This is a genomic window from Photobacterium sp. DNB23_23_1 (assembly GCF_052873815.1).
In genome coordinates, this window is sequence record NZ_JBNNXT010000001.1 from 266,023 (window position 1) to 287,609 (window position 21,587).

At 47.0% G+C, this 21,587-nt stretch carries 18 protein-coding genes; 13 read left to right on the forward strand and 5 right to left on the reverse strand.

Annotated elements, in window-relative coordinates:
* Positions 1-372: 372 nt before the first annotated feature.
* From ACVA53_RS01105 to ACVA53_RS01125, 5 genes are all read right to left on the reverse strand, one after another.
* Positions 373-1,062: a VIT1/CCC1 transporter family protein gene (locus ACVA53_RS01105; protein WP_446504310.1), complete on the reverse strand. Its 690-nt coding sequence runs from the start codon at positions 1,060-1,062 to the stop codon at positions 373-375.
* A gap of 223 nt (positions 1,063-1,285) precedes the next feature.
* Complete coding sequence (locus ACVA53_RS01110; protein WP_446504311.1) at positions 1,286-1,933, reverse strand: TorD/DmsD family molecular chaperone; 648 nt, start codon at positions 1,931-1,933, stop codon at positions 1,286-1,288.
* A gap of 87 nt (positions 1,934-2,020) precedes the next feature.
* A complete protein-coding gene (locus tag ACVA53_RS01115; RefSeq protein ID WP_255043370.1) occupies positions 2,021-2,866 on the reverse strand; it encodes a dimethyl sulfoxide reductase anchor subunit family protein in 846 nt (281 codons plus the stop codon).
* Complete coding sequence (locus ACVA53_RS01120; protein WP_255043371.1) at positions 2,863-3,489, reverse strand: DMSO/selenate family reductase complex B subunit; 627 nt, start codon at positions 3,487-3,489, stop codon at positions 2,863-2,865. The genes ACVA53_RS01115 and ACVA53_RS01120 overlap by 4 nt, the downstream gene beginning before the upstream one ends.
* A gap of 11 nt (positions 3,490-3,500) precedes the next feature.
* A complete protein-coding gene (locus ACVA53_RS01125) occupies positions 3,501-5,930 on the reverse strand; it encodes a DMSO/selenate family reductase complex A subunit (RefSeq protein ID WP_446504312.1) in 2,430 nt (809 codons plus the stop codon).
* A 411-nt stretch (positions 5,931-6,341) separates the two neighbouring features.
* Here ACVA53_RS01125 and ACVA53_RS01130 point away from each other — a divergent pair, with 411 nt between their 5' ends.
* The 13 genes from ACVA53_RS01130 (at position 6,342) to ACVA53_RS01190 (ending at position 21,292) form a co-directional block, all read left to right on the forward strand.
* Positions 6,342-6,890, forward strand: coding sequence for a helix-turn-helix domain-containing protein (locus ACVA53_RS01130; RefSeq protein ID WP_446504313.1), 549 nt, complete (start codon positions 6,342-6,344; stop codon positions 6,888-6,890).
* 129 nt (positions 6,891-7,019) lie between these two features.
* On the forward strand, positions 7,020-7,856 hold the full coding sequence (locus ACVA53_RS01135) for an alpha/beta hydrolase (protein WP_446504314.1): 837 nt from the start codon (positions 7,020-7,022) through the stop codon (positions 7,854-7,856).
* Between the two features lie 254 nt (positions 7,857-8,110).
* Positions 8,111-8,371, forward strand: a complete 261-nt coding sequence (locus ACVA53_RS01140) for a chaperone NapD (RefSeq protein WP_255043375.1) — start codon at positions 8,111-8,113, stop codon at positions 8,369-8,371.
* Between the two features lies 1 nt (position 8,372).
* Positions 8,373-10,859 (forward strand): nitrate reductase catalytic subunit NapA, encoded by a 2,487-nt coding sequence (gene napA / locus ACVA53_RS01145; protein WP_446504315.1) that lies wholly within the window; start codon positions 8,373-8,375, stop codon positions 10,857-10,859.
* A gap of 17 nt (positions 10,860-10,876) precedes the next feature.
* Entirely contained in the window at positions 10,877-11,644 is a 768-nt protein-coding gene (napG, locus tag ACVA53_RS01150) for a ferredoxin-type protein NapG (protein WP_446504316.1), read from the forward strand.
* Positions 11,644-12,501, forward strand: a complete 858-nt coding sequence (napH, locus tag ACVA53_RS01155; protein WP_446504317.1) for a quinol dehydrogenase ferredoxin subunit NapH — start codon at positions 11,644-11,646, stop codon at positions 12,499-12,501. The genes napG and napH overlap by 1 nt, the downstream gene beginning before the upstream one ends.
* Positions 12,491-12,925 (forward strand): nitrate reductase cytochrome c-type subunit, encoded by a 435-nt coding sequence (locus ACVA53_RS01160; protein ID WP_255043379.1) that lies wholly within the window; start codon positions 12,491-12,493, stop codon positions 12,923-12,925. The genes napH and ACVA53_RS01160 overlap by 11 nt, the downstream gene beginning before the upstream one ends.
* Positions 12,926-12,933: 8 nt before the next feature.
* A complete protein-coding gene (gene napC, locus ACVA53_RS01165; protein WP_255043380.1) occupies positions 12,934-13,530 on the forward strand; it encodes a cytochrome c-type protein NapC in 597 nt (198 codons plus the stop codon).
* A gap of 501 nt (positions 13,531-14,031) precedes the next feature.
* Positions 14,032-16,239 (forward strand): bifunctional metallophosphatase/5'-nucleotidase, encoded by a 2,208-nt coding sequence (locus tag ACVA53_RS01170; RefSeq protein ID WP_446504318.1) that lies wholly within the window; start codon positions 14,032-14,034, stop codon positions 16,237-16,239.
* Positions 16,240-16,555: 316 nt separating this feature from the next.
* Positions 16,556-17,983: an ATP-binding protein gene (locus ACVA53_RS01175; RefSeq protein ID WP_255043382.1), complete on the forward strand. Its 1,428-nt coding sequence runs from the start codon at positions 16,556-16,558 to the stop codon at positions 17,981-17,983.
* A 19-nt stretch (positions 17,984-18,002) separates the two neighbouring features.
* Positions 18,003-18,677 carry a response regulator gene (locus tag ACVA53_RS01180; protein WP_255043383.1) on the forward strand — a complete coding sequence of 225 codons (675 nt, stop codon included), beginning with the start codon at positions 18,003-18,005 and terminating at the stop codon, positions 18,675-18,677.
* Between the two features lie 74 nt (positions 18,678-18,751).
* The gene (locus tag ACVA53_RS01185; RefSeq protein ID WP_446504319.1) at positions 18,752-20,320 is read left to right on the forward strand and encodes an Lcl domain-containing protein; all 1,569 of its coding nucleotides are present in this window, start codon (positions 18,752-18,754) and stop codon (positions 20,318-20,320) included.
* A 216-nt stretch (positions 20,321-20,536) separates the two neighbouring features.
* Complete coding sequence (locus tag ACVA53_RS01190; protein ID WP_255043385.1) at positions 20,537-21,292, forward strand: SDR family NAD(P)-dependent oxidoreductase; 756 nt, start codon at positions 20,537-20,539, stop codon at positions 21,290-21,292.
* The last annotated feature ends 295 nt before the right edge of the window (positions 21,293-21,587 follow it).

The following is a 21,587-nucleotide window of genomic DNA, read 5'->3' on the forward strand; positions in this document are numbered from 1 at the left end:
GACGACAGTTGTATGAGCCGCTTTTAGTACTCAAAAATGCCACAACTGATTAAGTTGTGGCATCTTGGGTAGGCTATCAAGCTAGGTCCTAACGGTTCTCGTAATATTCGAAGTAGTCAGGGGGGGTATTCGATATCGTAGAAAAAGCTGGGGATGTCGTAATAAAAAGCCAAAGTAGGAGTCGAATCAGTATGTGTGGTTTGGCCATATTAACGATACATTTTCGTTGTTGATGATTTAACTTTGACAGCGAAAACACCAAAAGGCGCCTAGCCTTTGCGATGATGTGGCAACAAAGACAATTCGATGATAATGATGGCTGAGTGACAGGTCATTGTTGCTTATTCCTCGCATGTGTTTGTTTATTCCACCTCAGGTGACAATGCCAAAAAACTGACCAACCATCGCGGTTAAAGCCATCGCTAAAGCACCCCAGAAAGTGACCCGTATTGCGCCGATAGACATTGATGCTCCTCCTGCTCGTGCGGCAATAGCACCGAGAGAGGCCAAGAATAATAGAGAGGATCCTGCAACCATCGCGATTAGCATTGGCAACGGTACAAGCCATGCGACGAGTAAAGGGAGAGCGGCGCCAATGGTGAAAGTTGCAGCAGAAAACATTGCTGCCTGAATAGGATTAGCTCCGTTGCTGTCTGATAACCCTATCTCATCGCGGGCATGTGCCCCGAGTGCATCATGCTCCATCAATTTTTCAGCCACTTGTCTGGCCATGATAGAATCGAGCCCTCGGTTCTCGTAGATTTGTGCGAGTTCATCGACCTCATCTTCGTAATCTTCTTCAAGCGAACGCTTTTCAAGTGCTAAGTCTGCCTTAATGGTATCTAACTGCGAGCTGACTGAGACATATTCGCCTGCGGCCATGGACATTGCACCAGCCACTAAACCGGCAATGCCAGCCAACAGGATATTGTGTTGGGTTGCATTGGCTGCGGTAACACCAATAATGAGGCTGGCGGTTGATACAATGCCATCGTTGGCACCTAAAACGGCAGCGCGCAGCCAGCCGACCCGGTTCGAGCGATGGTTCTCCTCATGGCTCATCAGTTCCCCCCTTTGTTGGTGTCCAACTTGTAAATATAAAGCATAAATCAATAATTACTGAATAAGCGGAGATGCTGTTTATATTCGCCTATGACCAAGTTAAGAAAAAAGGGCAGGAAAATCTGCCCTTAAATATGAAGTTAATCTCGCTTTCCATGTCGTACTGCACTTCACTCAATCGTTTATGTTGAGCTAAGCGAGAAGGCTCTAAAGGCTTTTTTTATCAGCGGTACAAGGGAACGATAAGGTACTTGGCTTGTGCTAATTGGGCTAGCTGGCGGAGTGTCCCTTCAGCGATAAGTGCAATGCCTTGGTAAAATTCCGTTTCAGCGTTTTTGCTCATTAACTGCAACATGCGAGGTGCCCATGTAAGAACATGTTCACTAAGGAATGTTGTTAACGGCATTACTTCCAGCGTTTCATCGCTCTCTAATTGTTCGGCAATGCATTCACACAGATGAGCAATAAAAGAGAATATTAACCCGATATGGTCATCGGGCTCACGTTCTCCGGTATCCACTTCTACACCGAACTGGGCGTAGAAAAAGCGGATGTCGAGTGTTTGAATGCCAAAGGTGGTTTGTTCTTCATTAAGGTACACTGATGCCCAAGGTGCCGCACCCAGCGTGTTTGGCCCAACAAAGAGGTTTGCAAAGTCAGCGTTAATATCAGTTAACTGTGCTTTTGACGTGATCAGAGAGATTCCGTCAGAGAGTGTTGAGTTCGTTACCTCAACAGGCCAATCATTGACGATTTTATCATCGTAGATCGAGTTTAAAAATTCTTGGGTCGGGGCTTGATGCAATGAGCGATACAAAAATCGCGATACCAGCGATAAGCCGATGAAGGTTTGGCTGTTTTTTTCTAGCATAACTCTTCCGAAAATGAGAGGGCTGAATACTCAGCCCTCTAAATTACTTGTTAATTATAATCATCACATAGCGGTGATTAGTGGTTGTTACATACCGCTACTTGCGCTGATGTAGACATCGTAGAAAAATATTCGGCCGACAAGCTCAGAGCTTAGGATCAAAGCGAAGCTCAAAAACAAAAAGGATGTACTTTGGGCTTTTACTTTTGCACTACTCATGAGCCAAAGGGCTAACCCGGCAAATAACAGGCCGATACGAGCAGCGATTAAGCTGACCGAATTGCTCACAACGTCAAAGGGGTTAAACGACACATCGAGACGTCCAAGCCAAACGAGGTAAGCCGCATAACCTGTGAGTGCAATCAGTGTGAAAAGCGCTGCTGATAATGCAAGACCGCGTTCAGTTTGCGCAGGTGCTTCATGATCTAACGCTGATTGGGCGCGCAAAATAAACGCCGCTGCAACTGGACCAACAACGGCTGCTGTCATTAAGAACTGGAATGGGGTAAAGCCAGTGCTCCAGGTCGGAACCGTCGCTAGCGTATAAACATTGGCAATGGCGAGGACAAACACGATACCAAGCCCCATGGCTACCGGTAATAACAGCTTTTGCAGGCGAGGTTTGTAGTCAATAAATCGCATGCCCGTGTAAAGCGCGGCACTACCTCCGAACAGACTTAACGCGACGATTTCAAGGCTGAGCGCACTTCCATGGGCTAGGCCAAACGCAACATTGAACATCCGAAAAGGTTGTCCAAGGTGCGTTATTGAAGCCGTTGCCCCGATTGCTAATAGTACCAATGCAACCATAAAGCTGCGGGTCATTATTTTTCGATCTGGCTTATACAGAAGCTCTACGAGACCAAGTGCGATAAACATGCCAACAGCACTTTGGGCTAATACGGTAAAGAAAACGAGAGATAACTGGCTCATACTCCGACCTCCGTTGGGTTTTGAATACTACCTTTCTTATCGCCCGTGAGTTTGCTTCCTTTGCTCGTGGTGATGATAAGGTTAGGGCTTGTCAATCGTGGATCTGGCAGTGGAGCAATATCCGCTCGTGAACCATATTTCTCAACTAACTCATGCATCGGTCCAAAGTCGAGAGCGCGCAGTGGGCATGACTCGACACAAACAGGTTTCATCCCATCCGCAATTCGGTCATAACAACCATCGCACTTCGTCATGTTTTTCTTGGCTGGATCATATTGAGGAGCACCATAAGGGCACGCCATTTCACAATAGCGGCACCCCACACAAACATCTTCTTGAACGACCACTAAGCCATCTTCAGAACGCTTATGCATTGCACCTGTCGGGCAGGCTTTTACGCAAGCAGGGTTATTACAGTGGTTGCAACCAATAGACATATAGTAAGCAAAAACGTCATTAGAGTAGGTGCCATCACTGTTCATTACCCAGTCACCGCCCGCATACTCGTAAACACGGCGCCAGTTCACACCAACGGGGAGATCTTTTCTATCTTTACAAGACACTTGGCACGTTTTACAACCCGTGCATTTACTTGTATCAACGTGGAAACCATATTGAATCATTTATGCACTCCTTATGCCTTGGCGACTTCAACTAAGATGGAATGCTGACCATTCCCTTTTGACAGTGGTGTGGAACGTTGGGATGTGAGTGTGTTAACACACCCTCCTTGGTCAATCCCTTTCTTATCAGGACTGTACCAAGCCCCTTGTCCTAGAGCCGCAACACCAGGCATGATGCGTGGTGTGACTTTTACTGCCATTCGTAGCTCTCCGCGATCATTCCATACCTTGATGGAGTCACCACTGGTTAACCCTCGTTTCGCGGCATCGATAGGGTTCATCCATAAGCCATCGAATACGACTTCACGTAGCCACGGTATATTGTGGTAAGTAGAGTGGGTGCGTCCTTTGGTGTGGTAGCCACAAATTTGCAGCGGATAGTCTTTTGCGCGAGGATCTAAATGGCTGTCCCAAGACACGACGTATTGTGGCAGTGGAGTGATGATATCGCCTTCGACCAACTCCCACTCTTTGGCAATTGTTTCCAGTTTGGTGGAGTAGATCTCGATACGACCAGAAGGTGTGCCAACAGGGTTCGCATTTGGATCTTTGCGGAAATCCTCAAGGGCAATACGTCCCTCTTTGGGGGCGACAACTTGATACGGCCCTTGTTCTCGTAGTTCAGCCAATGAAGGGATATTTGGATCCTGTTTCATTCGCTCTGCGTACAGATACTCTAGCCATTCATCGTGAGTACGGCCTTCGGTGAATTCATCATACAGATCAAAGCGCTTCGAAAGTTCAGAACACATTTCATAAACACTTTTTGTTTCGTATAACGGCTGAATTGCACGTTCTAGAGGGAACAGTGCCCCCATTGAGCCTGAAGAGTAGCCGTCTGAGCTAACTTCGGTATTTTCTAGGTTAGTGACATCAGGTAATAATAAGTCAGCATAACGTGCAGACGCGGTCATGTGGTTATCACATACAACTATGAACTCGCAAAGTGATTCATCACCAATGATTTCGGCTTGGCGTTTTAGTTCGGCATGTTGGTTCATCAACACATTACTGGCGCAGGAGATGATGAACTTAATGGGGTTATTTAGCTTTTCACCACCTAGCAAGCCAGCCGTTTTATCCGTCATCTCTTCATGACGCCAAATCGCCTCAACCCAGTTAAAAAAGGTAACACGGGTTTTGATCGGATTATCGCCGACAGGCAAACGTGGGGCTGGGTAACCATAGTTAGCAGGCATATCCCCGGTGTTGGTTCCAGAAAGGCCAATATTACCGGTCAATATAGGAAGCATTACGATGGCACGCGATGTTTGTTCACCGTTGGATTGGCGTTGAATCCCTGTACCCTGGGTAATGAAACACGGTTTGGCAGTACCAATTTCACGGGCAAGTTGAATAATTTGCTTTTCCTGTATCCCGGTAATTTGTGATGCCCATTTAGGTGTTTTTTCAATACCGTCTGGACCCAAACCTAAGATATGTGCTTTGTAATGGCCGTTTTCTGGTGCGCTTGCTGGGAGGGTTTTCTCGTCATAGCCTTGACAGTAGGCATCAAGGAACGCTTGGTCGACCAAGTTTTCAGTGATCAGGACGTGTGCAATACCTTCTACCAATGCGGCATCAGTACCAGGACGGATAGGGATCCACTGTTCTTCTTTACCCAGCATGGTATCGGTGTAACGAGGATCGATAATAATGGTACGGATGTTACGTTTTCTCTGAGCACTAATGTGTTCATGGATCTCACCACCACCACTCATACGTGTCTCTGCTGGGTTATAACCAAACATGACAAGTAGCTCTGCGTTTTCTATCTCTGTGGTATATGATCCATAAGCTGCTGCTTTTTTATTGCCGTATGTAAATGGCAAGGCAAATTGGATCTGACCCCAGCTGTAGTTACCGTAGTAATCCAGAAAACCACCGGTGAGGTTCATTAAACGTTTGAAGCAATCTTTACCATCGGTACGGATACCTTGAGTACCTGAGCCATAGGTAATGTGTACCGCGTCATTGCCATATTCTTTCAGGGTGTACTTGAGCTTATCTGCCATAAGATCAAGCGCTTCATCCCAACTAATGCGTTCAAAGCGGCCTTCACCTCGTTTTCCGACACGCTTCATCGGGTATTTAAGGCGATCTGGGTTGTAAACCCGATGTTTGATTGATCGCCCACGGAGACATGCACGAATTTGGTGTTGGCCAAATTCAGTATCATCACCGCGATTATCCGTTTCTATCTGGGTGATCACTCCATTTTCGGTGTGAACGCGTAAGGCGCAGCGGCTACCACAGTTTACTAAGCACGCCGACCAAAATGTTTGCTTGTCATTAGGGTTTGCCGTGGTGTCGGGTGTGCTTGCGATAGATTTAAATGGAAGTCCTCCAGCTGCTGTGGCTCCGCCCACTGCCGCTCCCCACTTCATGAATGTTCTGCGCCGAATCGGTGACAGAATCGTATTTTGCATCCAGTTTTTCATAAGCTATCCAATGTGAATTGATCTTGTATCGGTGCTTTACGTTGGGGTAATGGCCCAACACATCGTATTGGAAATTTGGTTTATCGAACAGGCTTCAGCGTAAGCAAACGCATCAATGAAGCTGTTGACCCTTTTCCTTTTTTGTTTTTGTCTTTGCGTCCAGACGAAAAGTTGGTGGTAGCCTCTATGTCGACTCATTGTGTGTAAAGAAATCATGCATTTATTCTTTATCACGTTCGTTTGGACGTTATAGCGAAAGTTATTGTACGCTATAGCGAACGGATGGTGTTATGTGACGGATCAATTTTTATGATCTTTAGAGTTGTATTTGGTAAGGTGTGCGGCATGAAGGTTGATGAGCATTTTAATGACGGTAATCTCATCAAAAGAATAAATACAAGGTAATGATATATGGGTGATTTTTCTGCGCTAGGTGAAAAACTAAAGGCGACCCGAAACAAAATGGGATTGAGTCTGAGCGATATGTCGGCTAAAACCGGTGTGAGTAAGACAATGCTCAGTCAGATTGAGCGTTCGGAATCGATGCCAACGATCGCCACTGTTTGGAAAATCGCGAATGGATTAAAAATTAAGCTTGAAACCTTGTTGGATGATTCAAGTCAGTTGTACGAAGTCAAAAGTATTGATGACAAACTTGCTATCAAAGATGATGATGGCCGTATGATCATCCATAGTATTTTTCCTTTCTCTCCAATCAGTGGTTATGAAGTGTTCTACGGCGTTTTTAAGCCGGGATGTAATTACTCCGACGACAATCACACTAACAGTACGACCGAGCAACTGTTTGTCACTGAAGGGGAGTTAGAAATGATCGTTGGTCAAAATACCTATCGTATTACCGCAGGCTGCTCCCTCTCATTTGATTCGTCGGAAAAGCACCGATATATCAATAATGGGGACATCGACGCAAATGTTCTCATCATCGTAAATTACGAGTAATACACAAGTACGAAAAAAGGCAGAGTGATCTGCCCTTGGATTTTTTATTTATTGTTTTTGTTACTTTCGTCCAATAAAAATATTGGTGTAACTTTAAAATGGATAAAAATCCAGGTAAGAAGATGAAGCATGCAAAGTCAAAGCGTCAGCTATTTTGATCGGGTATTTGAATACTATTATTCAAACACACAGCAAGACTCAAGCAATCCTCCTGTATTATTTATTCACGGTATTCTTAGTAGCGGTCAGCTTTTTACTCATGAGTTGATGCCTTTTATGGTTGCTGAAGGGTTTCCGGTTTATTCACTGACTCTTCGTGGTCATGGAACTCATTCCGGCAAGCTGTCATCACAGCCCTTTCAAGATCATATTGATGATGTGGCTGCCTTTATTGAGTTTGTCTCTTTGCAAGAGAAAAAGCCCGTTGTTGTGGTGGGATATTCGTTGGGAGGATTGATTGCCCAGCATGTTTGCCAAAAAGAAGCACTGAGTTCTAAATTAGCCGGCTTAGCCTTGATGGCCTCGGTGCCACCGCAAGGTTTTGGTCAACTCAATAGGGCCATGTGGTTTGATCATCCCGCGCTATCAATGGTGCTGGGTCAAGTGATGGCAATGCCCAACTTGGCGCTGCTTAACCCGTATTATCGTCATGTGTTAATGGATGCGTTATTTGCGACTAAGCCTAGCCAGCAGCAACTGGACTCCTTGCTCTCAGAGTTGAAGGCTGAAGATCTCCGATTGTTTTTACAGCCACATCCTATTGCAGAGGATTTCTCTCTAAATCTGCCTGTACTTGTTGTTGGTGGTAAAGAAGATAAGCTAGTACCCGCTTCCCAAGTACAAGCCACTGCGGATTTTTATGGTGTTGAGCCGGTGTTTTTCAGCCCGATGGGCCATGCCATGCCTGTAGAAAAAGAGGCGACCAAGTTTGCTGCTCATCTTGCCAATTGGTGCCGCATGCTTTGATGTTTATCTCTCTTCTCTTTACTCACCGCATCTGCTGATAACTTACTGTTTTACAGTAATGTGATCTCGGCATTGCTGCTTAATTGATCTAAAGCAACTATCCATCCCAATACCCCTTTGTGGGTATCCACTCTATTCGCATTAAGCCTAAATTAAACAATAACCACTAAATAAATAAGTGTAATTTGAGGCTAAATTTATCACTTGCTTATTTAGGATGAATTCGGTGGTGTGCCTTAAAGGGGGGCTTTGTTGTGAGTGATTTCCATGTCTGCAGCTTGATTGTTTACGTTGTGGCTGAGCAGCTTGAATCAATTAAAAAAACGATAGAAAGCCTACCGGGGGCTGAAGTGCCGATTTTTGGTGAATCAGGAAAATTGGTTGTCGTGCTTGAGGGGGAGCAGCAGAACAATATTGTTGGTCATTTTGATTTGATCAAGCAATTGCCTGGAGTACTCGATACCACGCTGGTTTACCACCAAATGGAAGAACAATCTGAGCTAAAGGAAGCGTAACATGACAGTTACTAGACGTAGTTTCTTAAAGGCCAATGCAGCAATAGCCGCAGCCAGTGCCGCAGGGTTAACCATTCCTGTGTCGGTGGCCAATGCGGCAGGCGACGATCAGGAAGTGAAGTGGGATAAGGCCCCCTGTCGTTTCTGTGGTACGGGCTGTAGTGTACTGGTCGGGACTAAAAATGGCCGAGTGGTTGCCTCGCAAGGTGATCCAGATGCGCCGGTAAATAAGGGCCTCAACTGTATCAAAGGCTACTTCTTGCCTAAGATCATGTATGGAAAAGATCGCCTGACTCAACCGATGTTGAGAAAAAGGGATGGGAAGTACCACAAGGAAGGGGAATTTACCCCTGTCAGTTGGGATGAAGCCTTTGATGTAATGGCTGATAAATTCAAGCAAGCCCTGAAAGACAAAGGCCCATCGTCTGTTGGGATGTTTGGCTCTGGTCAGTGGACAGTCTGGGAAGGCTATGCCGCCGCCAAATTGTATAAAGCGGGTTTCCGCTCTAACAACATTGACCCGAATGCCCGCCACTGTATGGCCTCTGCGGTTGTCGGTTTTGCCCGTACTTTCGGTATGGATGAACCTATGGGGAGCTATGACGATCTCGAACATGCCGATGCTTTCGTGCTTTGGGGATCCAACATGGCAGAGATGCACCCGATCCTATGGACCCGTCTGACCGATCGCCGTTTGTCTTCCGACAAGGTGAAAGTAGCCGTATTATCAACCTTTACCCACCGTAGCTATGAGCTGGCGGATAATCCAATCATCTTCAAGCCACAGACTGACTTGGCCATCCTTAACTTTGTTGCCCATTACATTATCTCCAACGACAAAGTGAATCAGGACTTTATGGACAAGCACGTTAACATCCGCAAGGGTGTGACGGATATCGGCTATGGTTTGCGACCTACTCACCCATTGGAGAAAGCGGCCAAAAACCCGGGCAGTGGTGATTCAACGCCGATGAGCTTTGAAGATTATGCCAAGTTCGTCTCGACCTATACGGCGGAATATACTTCTGAGTTGACTGGGGTACCGGTCGATCAGCTTAATGAATTGGCTGAGATGTATGCCAATCCTGAGACCAAAGTGGTGTCTTACTGGACCATGGGTTTCAACCAACATACCCGTGGTGTGTGGGCCAATAACCTGATTTATAACATCCATTTATTGACCGGTAAGATCTCCAAGCCGGGCTGTGGGCCGTTCTCGTTGACTGGCCAGCCTTCTGCCTGTGGTACAGCCCGTGAAGTCGGCACCTTTGCCCACCGTCTGCCTGCCGATATGGTGGTGACGAACCCTAAACACCGCGAAATGTGTGAAACCCATTGGGATATACCTGAAGGCACGATTCCGCCGAAACCGGGCTATCACGCTATCCTGCAAGATCGGATGCTCAAAGATCGCAAGCTCAATGCCTACTGGGTAATGTGTAACAACAACATGCAGGCAGGTCCGAATATCAACGAAGAGCGTCTGCCTGGCTATCGCGATCCGGCCAACTTCATTGTTACCTCCGACCCTTACCCAACTGTTACCGCCATGGCATCAGATTTGATTTTGCCTACGGCTATGTGGGTAGAAAAAGAAGGGGCGTATGGTAATGCCGAACGCCGTACCCAGTTCTGGTACCAGCAGATCTCTCCGCCGGGCGAAGCTAAATCGGATTTGTGGCAGCTGATGGAGTTCTCCAAGCGCTTCAAGGTAGAAGAAGTGTGGCCACAGGAGTTGATCGCCAAGAAACCTGAGCTCAAAGGCAAAACCTTATTCGAAGTGTTGTTCAAAAACGGCAAGGTCGACAAGTTCAATCTCGATGAAATTGCCGCTGATCAACTCAATGATGAGTCTCGTGACTTTGGCTTCTACGTCCAAAAAGGCTTGTTCGAAGAGTACGCATATTTTGGTCGCGGCCATGCCCATGACTTGGCACCGTTCGAGATGTATCACCAGTCTCGTGGTTTGCGCTGGCCTGTGGTTGATGGCAAGGAAACCGTCTGGCGGTATTCAGAAGGTTATGACCCGTATGTGAAGAAAGGTGAAGAGTACGCTTTCTACGGTAAGCCTGACAAGAAAGCGGTCATTTTTGCCCTGCCATATGAGCCAGCAGCAGAATCTCCAGACAAAGACTATGACCTATGGCTGTCGACCGGGCGGGTATTGGAACATTGGCATACTGGTTCGATGACTCGACGGGTACCTGAGCTATACCGCTCTTTCCCTGATGCGGTGTTATATATGCACCCTCTGGATGCCAAAGAGCGTGGGTTACGTCGTGGCGATGCAGTGAAGATTGTTTCGCGTCGGGGCGAAGTGCTCACTCATGTAGAAACCCGAGGGCGAAACCGAGTACCGCAAGGCTTGGTGTACATGCCTTTCTTTGATGCTGGGCAGCTGACCAACAAACTCACGCTTGATGCGACCGATCCTATTTCGAAAGAAACGGACTTCAAGAAATGTGCGGTGAAGGTGGTTAAAGCCTAACTATTGGAAACAGACTGATGAAGCGTTCACCTCTCAAATCATCGGAAAGCCGTCGTCGCTTCCTTCGGGATGCTGCGCGAACGGCTGTGGGTGTGGGAGCGGCTGCGACCGTACTTGGATTACAAAGCAAACAGAGCCAGGCTGACAGCAGCGGGGTGCCGATAAGGCCGCCCGGCGCATTGCCTGAGCCAGAGTTTTTACAGGCCTGTTTGCGTTGTGGTTTGTGCGTTCAAGCCTGCCCTTATGACACCTTGAAACTGGCAAGCTTATTGTCGCCAGTGGCATCGGGTACCCCGTATTTTACCGCCCGAACGATACCGTGTGAGATGTGTGAAGACATTCCCTGTGTGGAAGCCTGTCCGAGTGGCGCGCTGGATCATGGCCTGACCGATATCGATGATGCCCGAATGGGGACTGCGGTATTGATTGACCATGAAACCTGTCTCAACTGGCTGGGCTTACGCTGCGATGTATGTCACCGAGTCTGCCCGCTGATTGATGAAGCCATCACCCTAGTGCCAATCCGTAACCAACGTACCGGCTACCACGCCAAGTTTATCCCGACGGTGCATTCGGATGTCTGCACCGGTTGCGGTAAATGCGAGCAAGCTTGTGTGCTGGATGAAGCCGCCATCAAGGTAGTTCCCACGGTATTAGCAAAAGGTGAATTGGGTCATCATTACCGTTTGGGCTGGGAAGAGAAGGCCAAGAAAGGGGAAAGTTTGGTCCCTGACGATCTGACTTTGCCTGCTTATAAGCCGGGTAACAGCGGAGGAGGTCAGTAATGGCTAAGCATTTGGCAAAAGATGCTGGTAAAGCGGCTACCGCTTCACTGGGCTGGTGGAAAGCACATCGCTTTTTGCTGCTACGTCGCAGTTGTCAGTTGCTGATCGTCGCGTTGTTCATGATCGGCCCGGCACTGGGCGTGCTACGGGGTAACCTGTCGGCAAGCACCTTGTTCGATACGATTCCATTGACCGACCCGCTGATCTTGCTGCAGACCATCGCAGCAGGTCACTGGCCAGAACTGGCAGCCCTGCTGGGCGGCGCCATTGTGGTGGGATTCTATGCCTTGTTGGCACCACGGGTGTTCTGCGCATGGGTTTGCCCGCTCAATATGGTGACGGACCTGGCAGCATGGTTGCGCCGTAAATTGGGTATCAAGCTCAGTTATCGCTGGCCATCAAGCTTGCGCTACTGGTTGTTGCCTGTGTTGCTGCTTGGCAGTGCTATCTCTGGCACGGTGCTGTGGAGCTGGATTGACCCTGTGGCAGCGCTGCACCGTGGTTTGGTGTTCGGAATGGGGGCGGGTTGGGTGCTGATCTTGCTGGTGTTCTTGCTGGACGTGGTATTGGTTGAACATGGTTGGTGTGGCCATTTATGTCCGCTTGGCGCGACATATGGGGTTATCGGTCGCAAAAGCCTGGTTCGTATCACCGCGACCAACAGCGAAGCCTGCAACAAATGCATGGATTGCTTCAACGTGTGCCCCGAGCCAGAAGTGCTGAGACAGCCGCTTAAAGGTGGGGATCGCAAGGTGATGAGCCAAGACTGTATCAGTTGTGGACGCTGTATCGATGTCTGTTCCGAGGAAGTGTTGGAATTTAAAATAAGAATTGGAGCCAATAAAGATGAAGGGTAAGTATGTTGTGTCTGCGCTGCTGGCGGCTGTCGTGAGCCTTGCCGCATTTGCAGAAGTTACCTCGTTACGTGGCGCGCAGGAAATAGCGGATACTAATACCGTTGCGCCAATTAAGCCGGTGCCAAAAATGCAAGATAAGCTGGCCTTGGAATATGTTCATCAACCCCCTTTGATCCCGCACTCAACGGATATGGTGCAGATCAACCCGAGTAACAATGGCTGTTTGCAATGCCATGATGTCGATAAATACCGCAGGACGGGTGCCCCGAGGGTTAGCCCAACTCACTACATGGATAGCAATAACAAGGTCCTGAGTGATGTTGCACCACGCCGTTACTTCTGTCTGCAGTGTCATGTATCGCAATCTGATGCCGCACCGCTAGTGGAGAATACCTTTAAACCGGCTGGTAAGTTCGGCCAATAGGAGGGGCTATGGAGAGTCAACGACCTGGTATCATCCGGCGTTTTTGGCAGTGGTTCAGAAAGCCCAGCCATTTTGCAATTGGCACAGTCCTGACCGTGGGTGTGGTTGCAGGTGTTATCCTGTGGGGCGGGTTTAACACTGCAATGGAGTACAGCAACACGGAAAGCTTCTGTATCGGTTGTCATGAGATGGAGAACAACGTCTATCAAGAATACGTTGGGACGGTTCATTACAACAATAGCAGTGGTGTTAGGGCGACCTGTCCGGATTGCCATGTACCAAAAGAGTGGGCGCCGAAAATGGTGCGTAAGATCCAAGCTTCGAAAGAGCTTTATGCCAAAGCGCTAGGCATTGTCGATACACCGCAGAAGTTCGAGGATCACCGGTTTGAAATGGCCTCCCGTGAATGGGATCGCATGAAAGCCAATGATTCGCAAGAGTGTCGCAACTGCCATAACTTTGAGTATATGGATTTTAGCACCCAGAAGTCGGTCGCTGCCGGTATTCATAGCCGGGCAATCGAAGACGGCAATACCTGTATTGACTGCCATAAGGGGATCGCCCACCAATTGCCGAAAGGGCATAAGATCGAAAGTGCTATCTAGCTTTCTTTGATTGGTGTAACTAAAAAATCCCTAGCCGAGTGATTGGCTGGGGATTTACGATCCCACGACCATGAGTTCAACAATGCAGGTTATTATACCAACCTACATATAAATATTTGATCAGTCTTGCTGGTTTAAACCGCTGTTCTCTGCGTTAGATATTTTGTAATTAGAGCCACTAGTTACTGCAATATCTGCCTTGATAACAACGATTTTTCCAGTGCAAATACTTGATCAACGACTTATCCAGATTGGTATTAGTCAATTGCAGATGAAAAGAATGATGAGCGAAGTATTGCTTGTTCGAGATGTATCCATAAAACTGTGCTTAACATGTTGCATGTTTACAATTGAGTAGCATGCAACGGTTTACATTTAACGCGGTATTTATCCAACTTACCGAATTTACAAATTGAAACAGATAGGTTGAATTTTAAGTACTTATTCTATTATTTCTCCTTATATTGCCTACGTTTATTCCAAGACATTAGGCTCTGTGAGATGAAAAATAAAACCTTTAAACTTGCGACGTTAAGTGCCGCTATCCTACTGGTTTCTACTGCCAGTTATGCCAATGATCAAGCGCCAGCATCCATCGCTGAATGTAAAACCTTTGAACCGACCCCATCGGTAATCGTGAAAGGCACCAATAACGAATTAACAAGCCAGACGATCACTATTGGTGCGACCGGTGACATGCATGGTCGTATTTTCGCTTATGATTACGCGCTTGATGGCGTAGACAGAAATGCGGGTTTCTCAAAAATTGCCACCCTGCTACGTGACGAGCGCTCCAGCAATGACAACTTCTTGCTGATCGACTTAGGCGATACCGTTCAGGGCAACTCGGCAGAGCTATTCAACAACGATCCTGTCCACCCAGTTGTTGAAACCATGAACACCCTAAACTACGACTTGTGGGTGCCGGGTAACCACGAGTTTGACTTCGAGCGCGCTTTTCTTGAGCGTAGCCTTGAAAACTTCAACGGTTCAGTGGTTTCTTCCAATGTTATTTGGGATAAAAACTCGGTTGACTGTAAAGCCAACGAAGAAGAAGTCCCGTTCCTACGTGGCTACCAGATCTTCAATTACAATGGTGCCAAAGTAGCTGTTGTTGGTTTAACACCGTCTTACGTTAAAGTGTGGAATGCCTCTAACCCAGAGAATTTCCGTAACTTGGATTTCAAAGATGAGTTAGAAGCGGTTACTGATACCGTAAATAACGTTATCGAACAGTACCAGCCTGATGTGGTGATTGGTGCCCTTCACCATGGCCGTAAAGAGCACGGTCGCGGTGTTCATGAGATTGCCTCTAAGCTTGCTGATAAGTTTGATGTGATCTTCATGGGTCACGAGCACGCTCGCTTCATTGAGCAAGTTGAGAAAGGCGCAGATATTAGTGCGGAAATGCCAGAAATTTCTGTCGGTGGTAACAGCGAGCAGGAAGACAAGGCTAAATCGGGCGTTTACAATGCTGAAAACCGCCATGAAAAAGTGAAGATCATCGAGCCGGGTAACTGGGGTTGGGCACTGGCTAAAGCAGAGATCGAACTGGAAAAAGATCCGCAAGGCAAGTGGCAGATTGTTGATACTACATTGTCTAACCGCAAGGTTGAGAATGTACAAGAAGACAATACACTGCAAGAGCAAATGCAGCATATCCATGATGCCTCTGTTACCGATGCCAACATCAAAATTGGTGAAGTAAAAGGTAACTTCACCAACTCTCAAGGTGGTTTTGCTGACGAAGCGGTACTTGAAGAGCAAGTGCTAAACAGCGAAGGTTTACGCCTTTACAGCTCAATCCATACTGGCAAGTTGTCGGATATGCCGATCACGGATTTGATCAACCAGATCCAAATCATGAACATTGAGCAAAAAGGCTCTGACTCTGAAGGCAATGAGATCAAAGTCGACGTATCAGCCGCAGCGCTGTTCTCCGACGGCTCGAACCTGTTTGATGGTCAGGAATACCGTAAGAAAGACAGTGCCAACCTATACATGTATGACAACCAATTGGTTGCGGTTAGCATCAAGGGTGAGCAACTGAAAGCGTACATGGAGTGGTCTTACGGTTACTTCAATACTTACCAAGCCAACGATATTACGGTTTCTTTCAACTCAGCTATCCCTGCCTATAACTACGACATCTTTGATGGTTCTATCCAATATACCGTGGATCTGAGTAATGCGGTGGGTGAGCGTATTGATATCACCGAGATCCGTGGCGGTGAATTTAATCCTGACGCTGATTATGTATTGGCGATCAATGATTATCGTTTAGGTACTTTGCTTGGCGAAGAGTGGATCACCGGTGAGCAAGTGATTTGGGACTCATCGAACGAGCCTGTTTATGCGGTACGTGACATGATCACCGAATACGTTGAGAACGAAGGTGTATTGGATCGTAGCAAGTTCGAAAATGTGAACTGGTACATTAAGCAATACGGTCCAGCGAATGCTGCCGGTGCTGTATCTGAGCAAGGTGATATTCTGTTGCTGCGTGAAGGCGCGGGTGCCGAGTTGTGGAACAAGCTGCAGAACAAAGAAATCTGTGTGATGCGTTCAGGCCCAGGTGCACGTGACTCTATCAATGTGTCAGTGAACCTTGCCGATGAAAGTACATGGTTTGCTAACCCTAACTACTCTGCAGAGGCGACTCAGGAAGCCCTGTATGAAGGTTGTGCGTACAGCAACCAGCCAAAGTAATCGACTTCTCGGTTGAATGATAAAAGGCGCTTCGGCGCCTTTTTTGCTTTTCGTATACCCCAAACGTCAAGGTGTTTGGTTTCGCTAGCATAATACCAACCTACATAAATATTTGCTCAGTCTTGCAGGTTAAAATCGCTGTTTTCTGCGTTAGATATTTTGTAATTAGAGCCATGAGTGTCTTATCTTTGGGCGTTCTTCATATTTTCTCCCATTTTTTCCTGTAGGCTTATTGAGTGACTTCAACGTAGGATTGCCGATGCGGGTTTCTTTATTTCGAAAACTCTTTTTTTGTCTTTTTTTCAGTAGTGTGCTGGTGGCTATTGGCATGGGCCTGCTGATCAACTCCAGCTTCAAAGAGGGCTTTCAGCGATTTATTAATCAGGAAGAAATACTGAAAGTAGAGGCACTGGCAGAAAAACTGACCGCCTATTACTCTAAACAATACGGTTGGAAACGGCTGGTCGAGTCGCCTCATATTTTTGCATCGATGCTGCGGCAGATTGGTGAAATTCCGCCCCCTCGAGGGCATCACCCAGCCCCAGTCTCTAACCCAGCTTCTAACCCAGGGATAGGCCTCCCCCCAGACGACGTTGGGCAGGCATTGCCCTTAGATAAACCCTCGTCTGTTTTTGTACCGTTAGGGGTGCGGGTTAACCTCGTTTCGCTCGAGAACGAGCCTTTGTTGGGGGCTCCGCAGAACTTACAGTCGCTTCCCAATGATTTACGGTTGGAAAAAGTGGCTGTGAATTATGAAGGGCGGCCAGTTGGGTGGATAACGGTGCTCCAAAGCCAGTCGCTGTCTAATGAGTTGGCTGAAAGCTTCTTGCGCTCCCAAACCCGCAATATTGTTTTTATTTCATTGGTGACCTTGGTTGTCAGCTTAGTCTTTGCTAGTGGCTTAGTCGGTTACCTGCTTAAACCTCTCAGGGCACTGCATCGGGGAGCGGAATCGGTCCAGCGGGGCGATCTCGATTTCCACATTCATATCCGGGGTAATGATGAGGTGACCGATGTGATACAGGCGTTTAATCATCTTGTCGCGAGTCTGAAACAGCAAGAGAAAATGCGCGAGCAATGGTTGTCTGATATTTCTCATGAGCTACGTACCCCTTTGGCTGTTCTGCGTAGTGAGTTGGAGGCTTTGGTTGATGGTATTCGCCAGCCAGAACCCCGTTATATGGAATCCTTGCACCACCAAGTGCTTAATTTGTCGAAATTGGTGGAAGAGTTACGCGTACTATCGCTGGCAGATATGGCAGGAAATAGTGCCATAGTCGCTGAACCCCTTGAGCTCAATCATTTGCTGAAGCCTTGCTTGGATCGTTATGAAAGGAGGCTTAAGGAGAAGCAGATAGTTTTGCATCGGCCTAAAGCGGATTGTCAACCAATGATGGTGACAGGGGAGCAAAAGAAAATCGAGCAGGTTGTATCAAACCTGCTTGAGAACAGTTACCGCTATACCGATGTTGGTGGTAATGTTTGGGTTTCACTGGCTCAAAAGGGGGCGGAAGTGGTGCTCACGATTGAAGATAGTGCGCCGGGAGTCAATAATGAGGCGTTACCTAAGTTGTTTGACCGACTATACCGGGTTGACCAATCACGCAGCAGGGAACATGGCGGCTCCGGGCTGGGCTTAGCTATCTGCAAGAGTATTCTTGAAGCCCATAAAGGACATATACATGCAGCTCCCTCAGAACGGGGGGGGATTAAGATGGTGGTGACCTTACCAAGGCAAGGATGAAGGTAGAGGAGAGTGCAACGTGATTTTGATTGTCGAAGATGAACCTGCATTGGCCAATGTACTGGGAGAGTACCTGTCGCATAGTGGCTATGAGAGTCATATCATTGAAGATGGTAACCAAGTGATAGAATGGATAAAAATGCACTCCCCCGAGTTGGTGATCTTGGATCTTATGCTGCCAAACCGCGATGGTTTAGATATCTACCGTGAATTGCGCACGTTTAGCGATGTGCCTGTCATTATGGCGACGGCAAAAGTGGATGAGATTGACCGCTTGTTGGGACTGGAGTTGGGCGCTGATGACTATGTTTGCAAGCCCTACAGCCCAAGGGAGTTGGTGGTTAGGGTTAAGAATATACTGCGGCGAACTCAGTCAACGTCGACGGAAAAAACCGAATCTACGTTAAGGATTGATGAGGTTAAAATGCAAGCTTGGGTGCATAGCAAAGCACTCAATCTCACGCCGGCGGAGTTTCGTTTGTTGGCGTATTTCTCTCAGCATAGCGGCCAGGTGTTTAGCCGTAATCAGTTGATGGATAAAATTTATTTTGACGACCGGGTGGTGACTGATCGTACCATTGACAGCCATATAAAAAATCTCCGTAAGAAGATCCTAGCCATCGATAGTGAGAGTGACTGGATAAAGTCGGTCTATGGGGTAGGTTACCGGTTTGAACTTGAAGCAATCTCCTAAATTACTCCATATTTCATACACAATTACAGCGCATAGTTACCCCATCAACACATTAAAGCTTGATTGGGGTAACCATGAAAAAGACTGAGTTTAAACGCGCTTTTCTCCGCATTTCGAAATTAACCGTTGCGTTAGCAATCACTGGCATGACCGCTTTCTCAACAGTCGCAGCGACCAACCAGTCACCGCAATACAGCTATAGCATCGTCGATACCAACCAGTCAGTTTGTACTGATGCGCAGAACGTTTTAGATGAATGCCCAACCGAGAAAGGTAAAACGGGCTTTGGTCAGGATGCCCAGTACCAAGGCAGTGCCCCAAGCTATACCCGTAATAATGATGGCACAGTAACAGATAACCATACCGGTCTTATTTGGGCACAAACCACGGATACCAATGGTGATGGGAAAATAACAGCAGCCGATAAGATGACTTATGATGAAGCGGTTGCCTATGCTTCAAACTTGCAGTTGGCAGGCCACAGTGATTGGCGTGTACCGACCATCAAAGAACTGTATTCATTGATGATGTTCGATGGTGAGGATCCGAGTGGTTTAAACGGCGCTGGTACGTATTCTATTCGTCCATTCCTTGATCACGAGTACTTCGGCTTCGAGTCCGGTGATCTTAGTGCTGGCGAGCGATTGATTGATTCTCAATATGTCAGTAGCACTAAATATGTGTCAACCACGATGAATGGTGATGAGACCGTATTTGGCGTGAATTTTATCGATGGTCGTATAAAAGGTTATGGTATGAAGTCTCCGCATGGAGGGGAGAAAACCTTTTATGTCATGGTTGTTCGTGGCAACACCGATTACGGCATTAACGATTTTTCAAATAACAACAATGGGACTGTGACTGATAATGCAACGGGATTGACTTGGCAGCAGGCTGATAGCGGTGCTGGGATGGATTGGCCAGCAGCACTGGAATACTGTGAAAATCTTGAATTGGCGGGTAACAGTAACTGGAGACTGCCGAACATTAAGGAATTACAGTCCATTGTCGATTATACCAAGTCGCCAGGTACCACTAACAGCGCCGCTATCGACAATGTGTTCGAGGTGACTCCTATTTTTAATGAGGGAGAAACGCTGGACTATCCGAGTTACTGGAGCAGCACGACTCACCAAAACCTGAAAAATGGCAAAAATGCGGCATATATGGCGTTTGGTCGTTCACTCGGTAATATGAATGGTGAGTGGGTTGATGTTCATGGTGCAGGTGCCCAGCGAAGTGACCCAAAAGTCTATGAGGGGATTGATTATCCTCAGGGCCATGGCCCACAAGGGGATGCTATCCGTTATAGCAATAACGTACGCTGTGTGACTGACAACGCTACAGTGTTTGTGGCTCAGCCTGAAGCGATTGAGCGTTCCACTAAACAGTACATTCTTAATGGCTCTGAGGCGTCAATAGATTCACATAAGCCTCGCAATCAGCAAGACAGTAAAACAAAGGATAGACAAGAAGGGCAACGCCAAGGTCATGACCCATTTACCCAAATGGATACAAATAACGACGGCAAACTCTCTCGTGATGAAGTTCGTGGGCCATTAAAGCGTGACTTCGATAAGTTAGATACCAATCGCGACGGCTATTTAACTCGCAATGAACTGCCTCAGCGGCCTAGAAAGTAAGTATTGAATTAGCAACAACGAAGAGCCTTGGTGATAGTACCAAGGCTTTTTTTGTGCCTAAACAAGACGAAGATCACTATTGAACCTTTCACTTTGTTTGAAATTCTCATGAAAGGTGTTATTGTAATACAATATTATTGATTGCTAGATGTCGAAGAGCCTCTCTTCATAGATCCCTTTGGCATAGCCATTAACTAACTCAAAGAGAACATTGATATGTCTAATAAAGTTGCTTTTATCTCTGGTGCTACAGGTGGTATCGGTTTCCAAGTTGCTAAACGTCTTGGTAAAGATGGTTACACTGTGATTCTGAACGGTATCGAAGACGCTAAAGGTGCAAGCTGTGTTGCTGAACTTACAGGTGAAGGCATCGAAGCGGAATACCGTGGCTTTGACGTTACTGATGAGCATGCAGTAACTGAAAACATCAATGCTATCGGTGAAAAATACGGTCAAATCGATGTTGTTGTTAACAACGCTGGTGGTCTAGGTGGCCGTAGCCCAATCGAAGGCATGGAAACTGATTTCTTCCGCAAAGTTATGGCGCTTAACCTTGATAGTGCATTCTTTGTTTCTCGTGCTGCAATTCCGTTCCTGAAGAAGTCTGACAATGCGTCAATCATCAACTTTACTTCTAACGCAGCTTGGAACGCAGGTGGCCCAGGCGCGGGTATCTACGGTACATCTAAAGCCGCTGTTCACACGCTAACGCGTGCACTTGCTAAAGAACTGGCTCCAGCGAACATCCGTGTTAACGCGGTATCTCCTGGTACTATCGATACGCCGTTCCACGCACAAATCAAAGAAACTAAGCCAGAAGTATTTGCTTCTTGGGCTAACAGCATCATGCTTGGTCGTCTTGGTCAGCCAGAAGAAGTTGCTTCTGCAATCTCTTTCCTAGTAAGCAAAGACGCATCATTCATCACAGCTGAAACGCTACAGATCGGTGGTGGTCAGGCTCTGGGTATCTAATCCCTTTGCCTTATAAAGCTAATTCTTAGTTTTATAACTCAAATATAAAACACGGCAGATATTTATATCTGCCGTGTTTTTTGTTTTTATAAATCAATTTCTATTATTTCTTCTTCGCCATTTCGCTATCCATCATCTCTGTACGGCCTTTTTGTTATTAGTCTTAGTTATCAGCCTAAACCAACCAATATGCCGATGAGGTGCTCTGCGTGTCTCATTATTTCGTATATTATTTTTCCTCTTGGAGGGGAAGCATTCATTGAGTGACGACTCGTCGCCATGAGCTCAGAAGAGT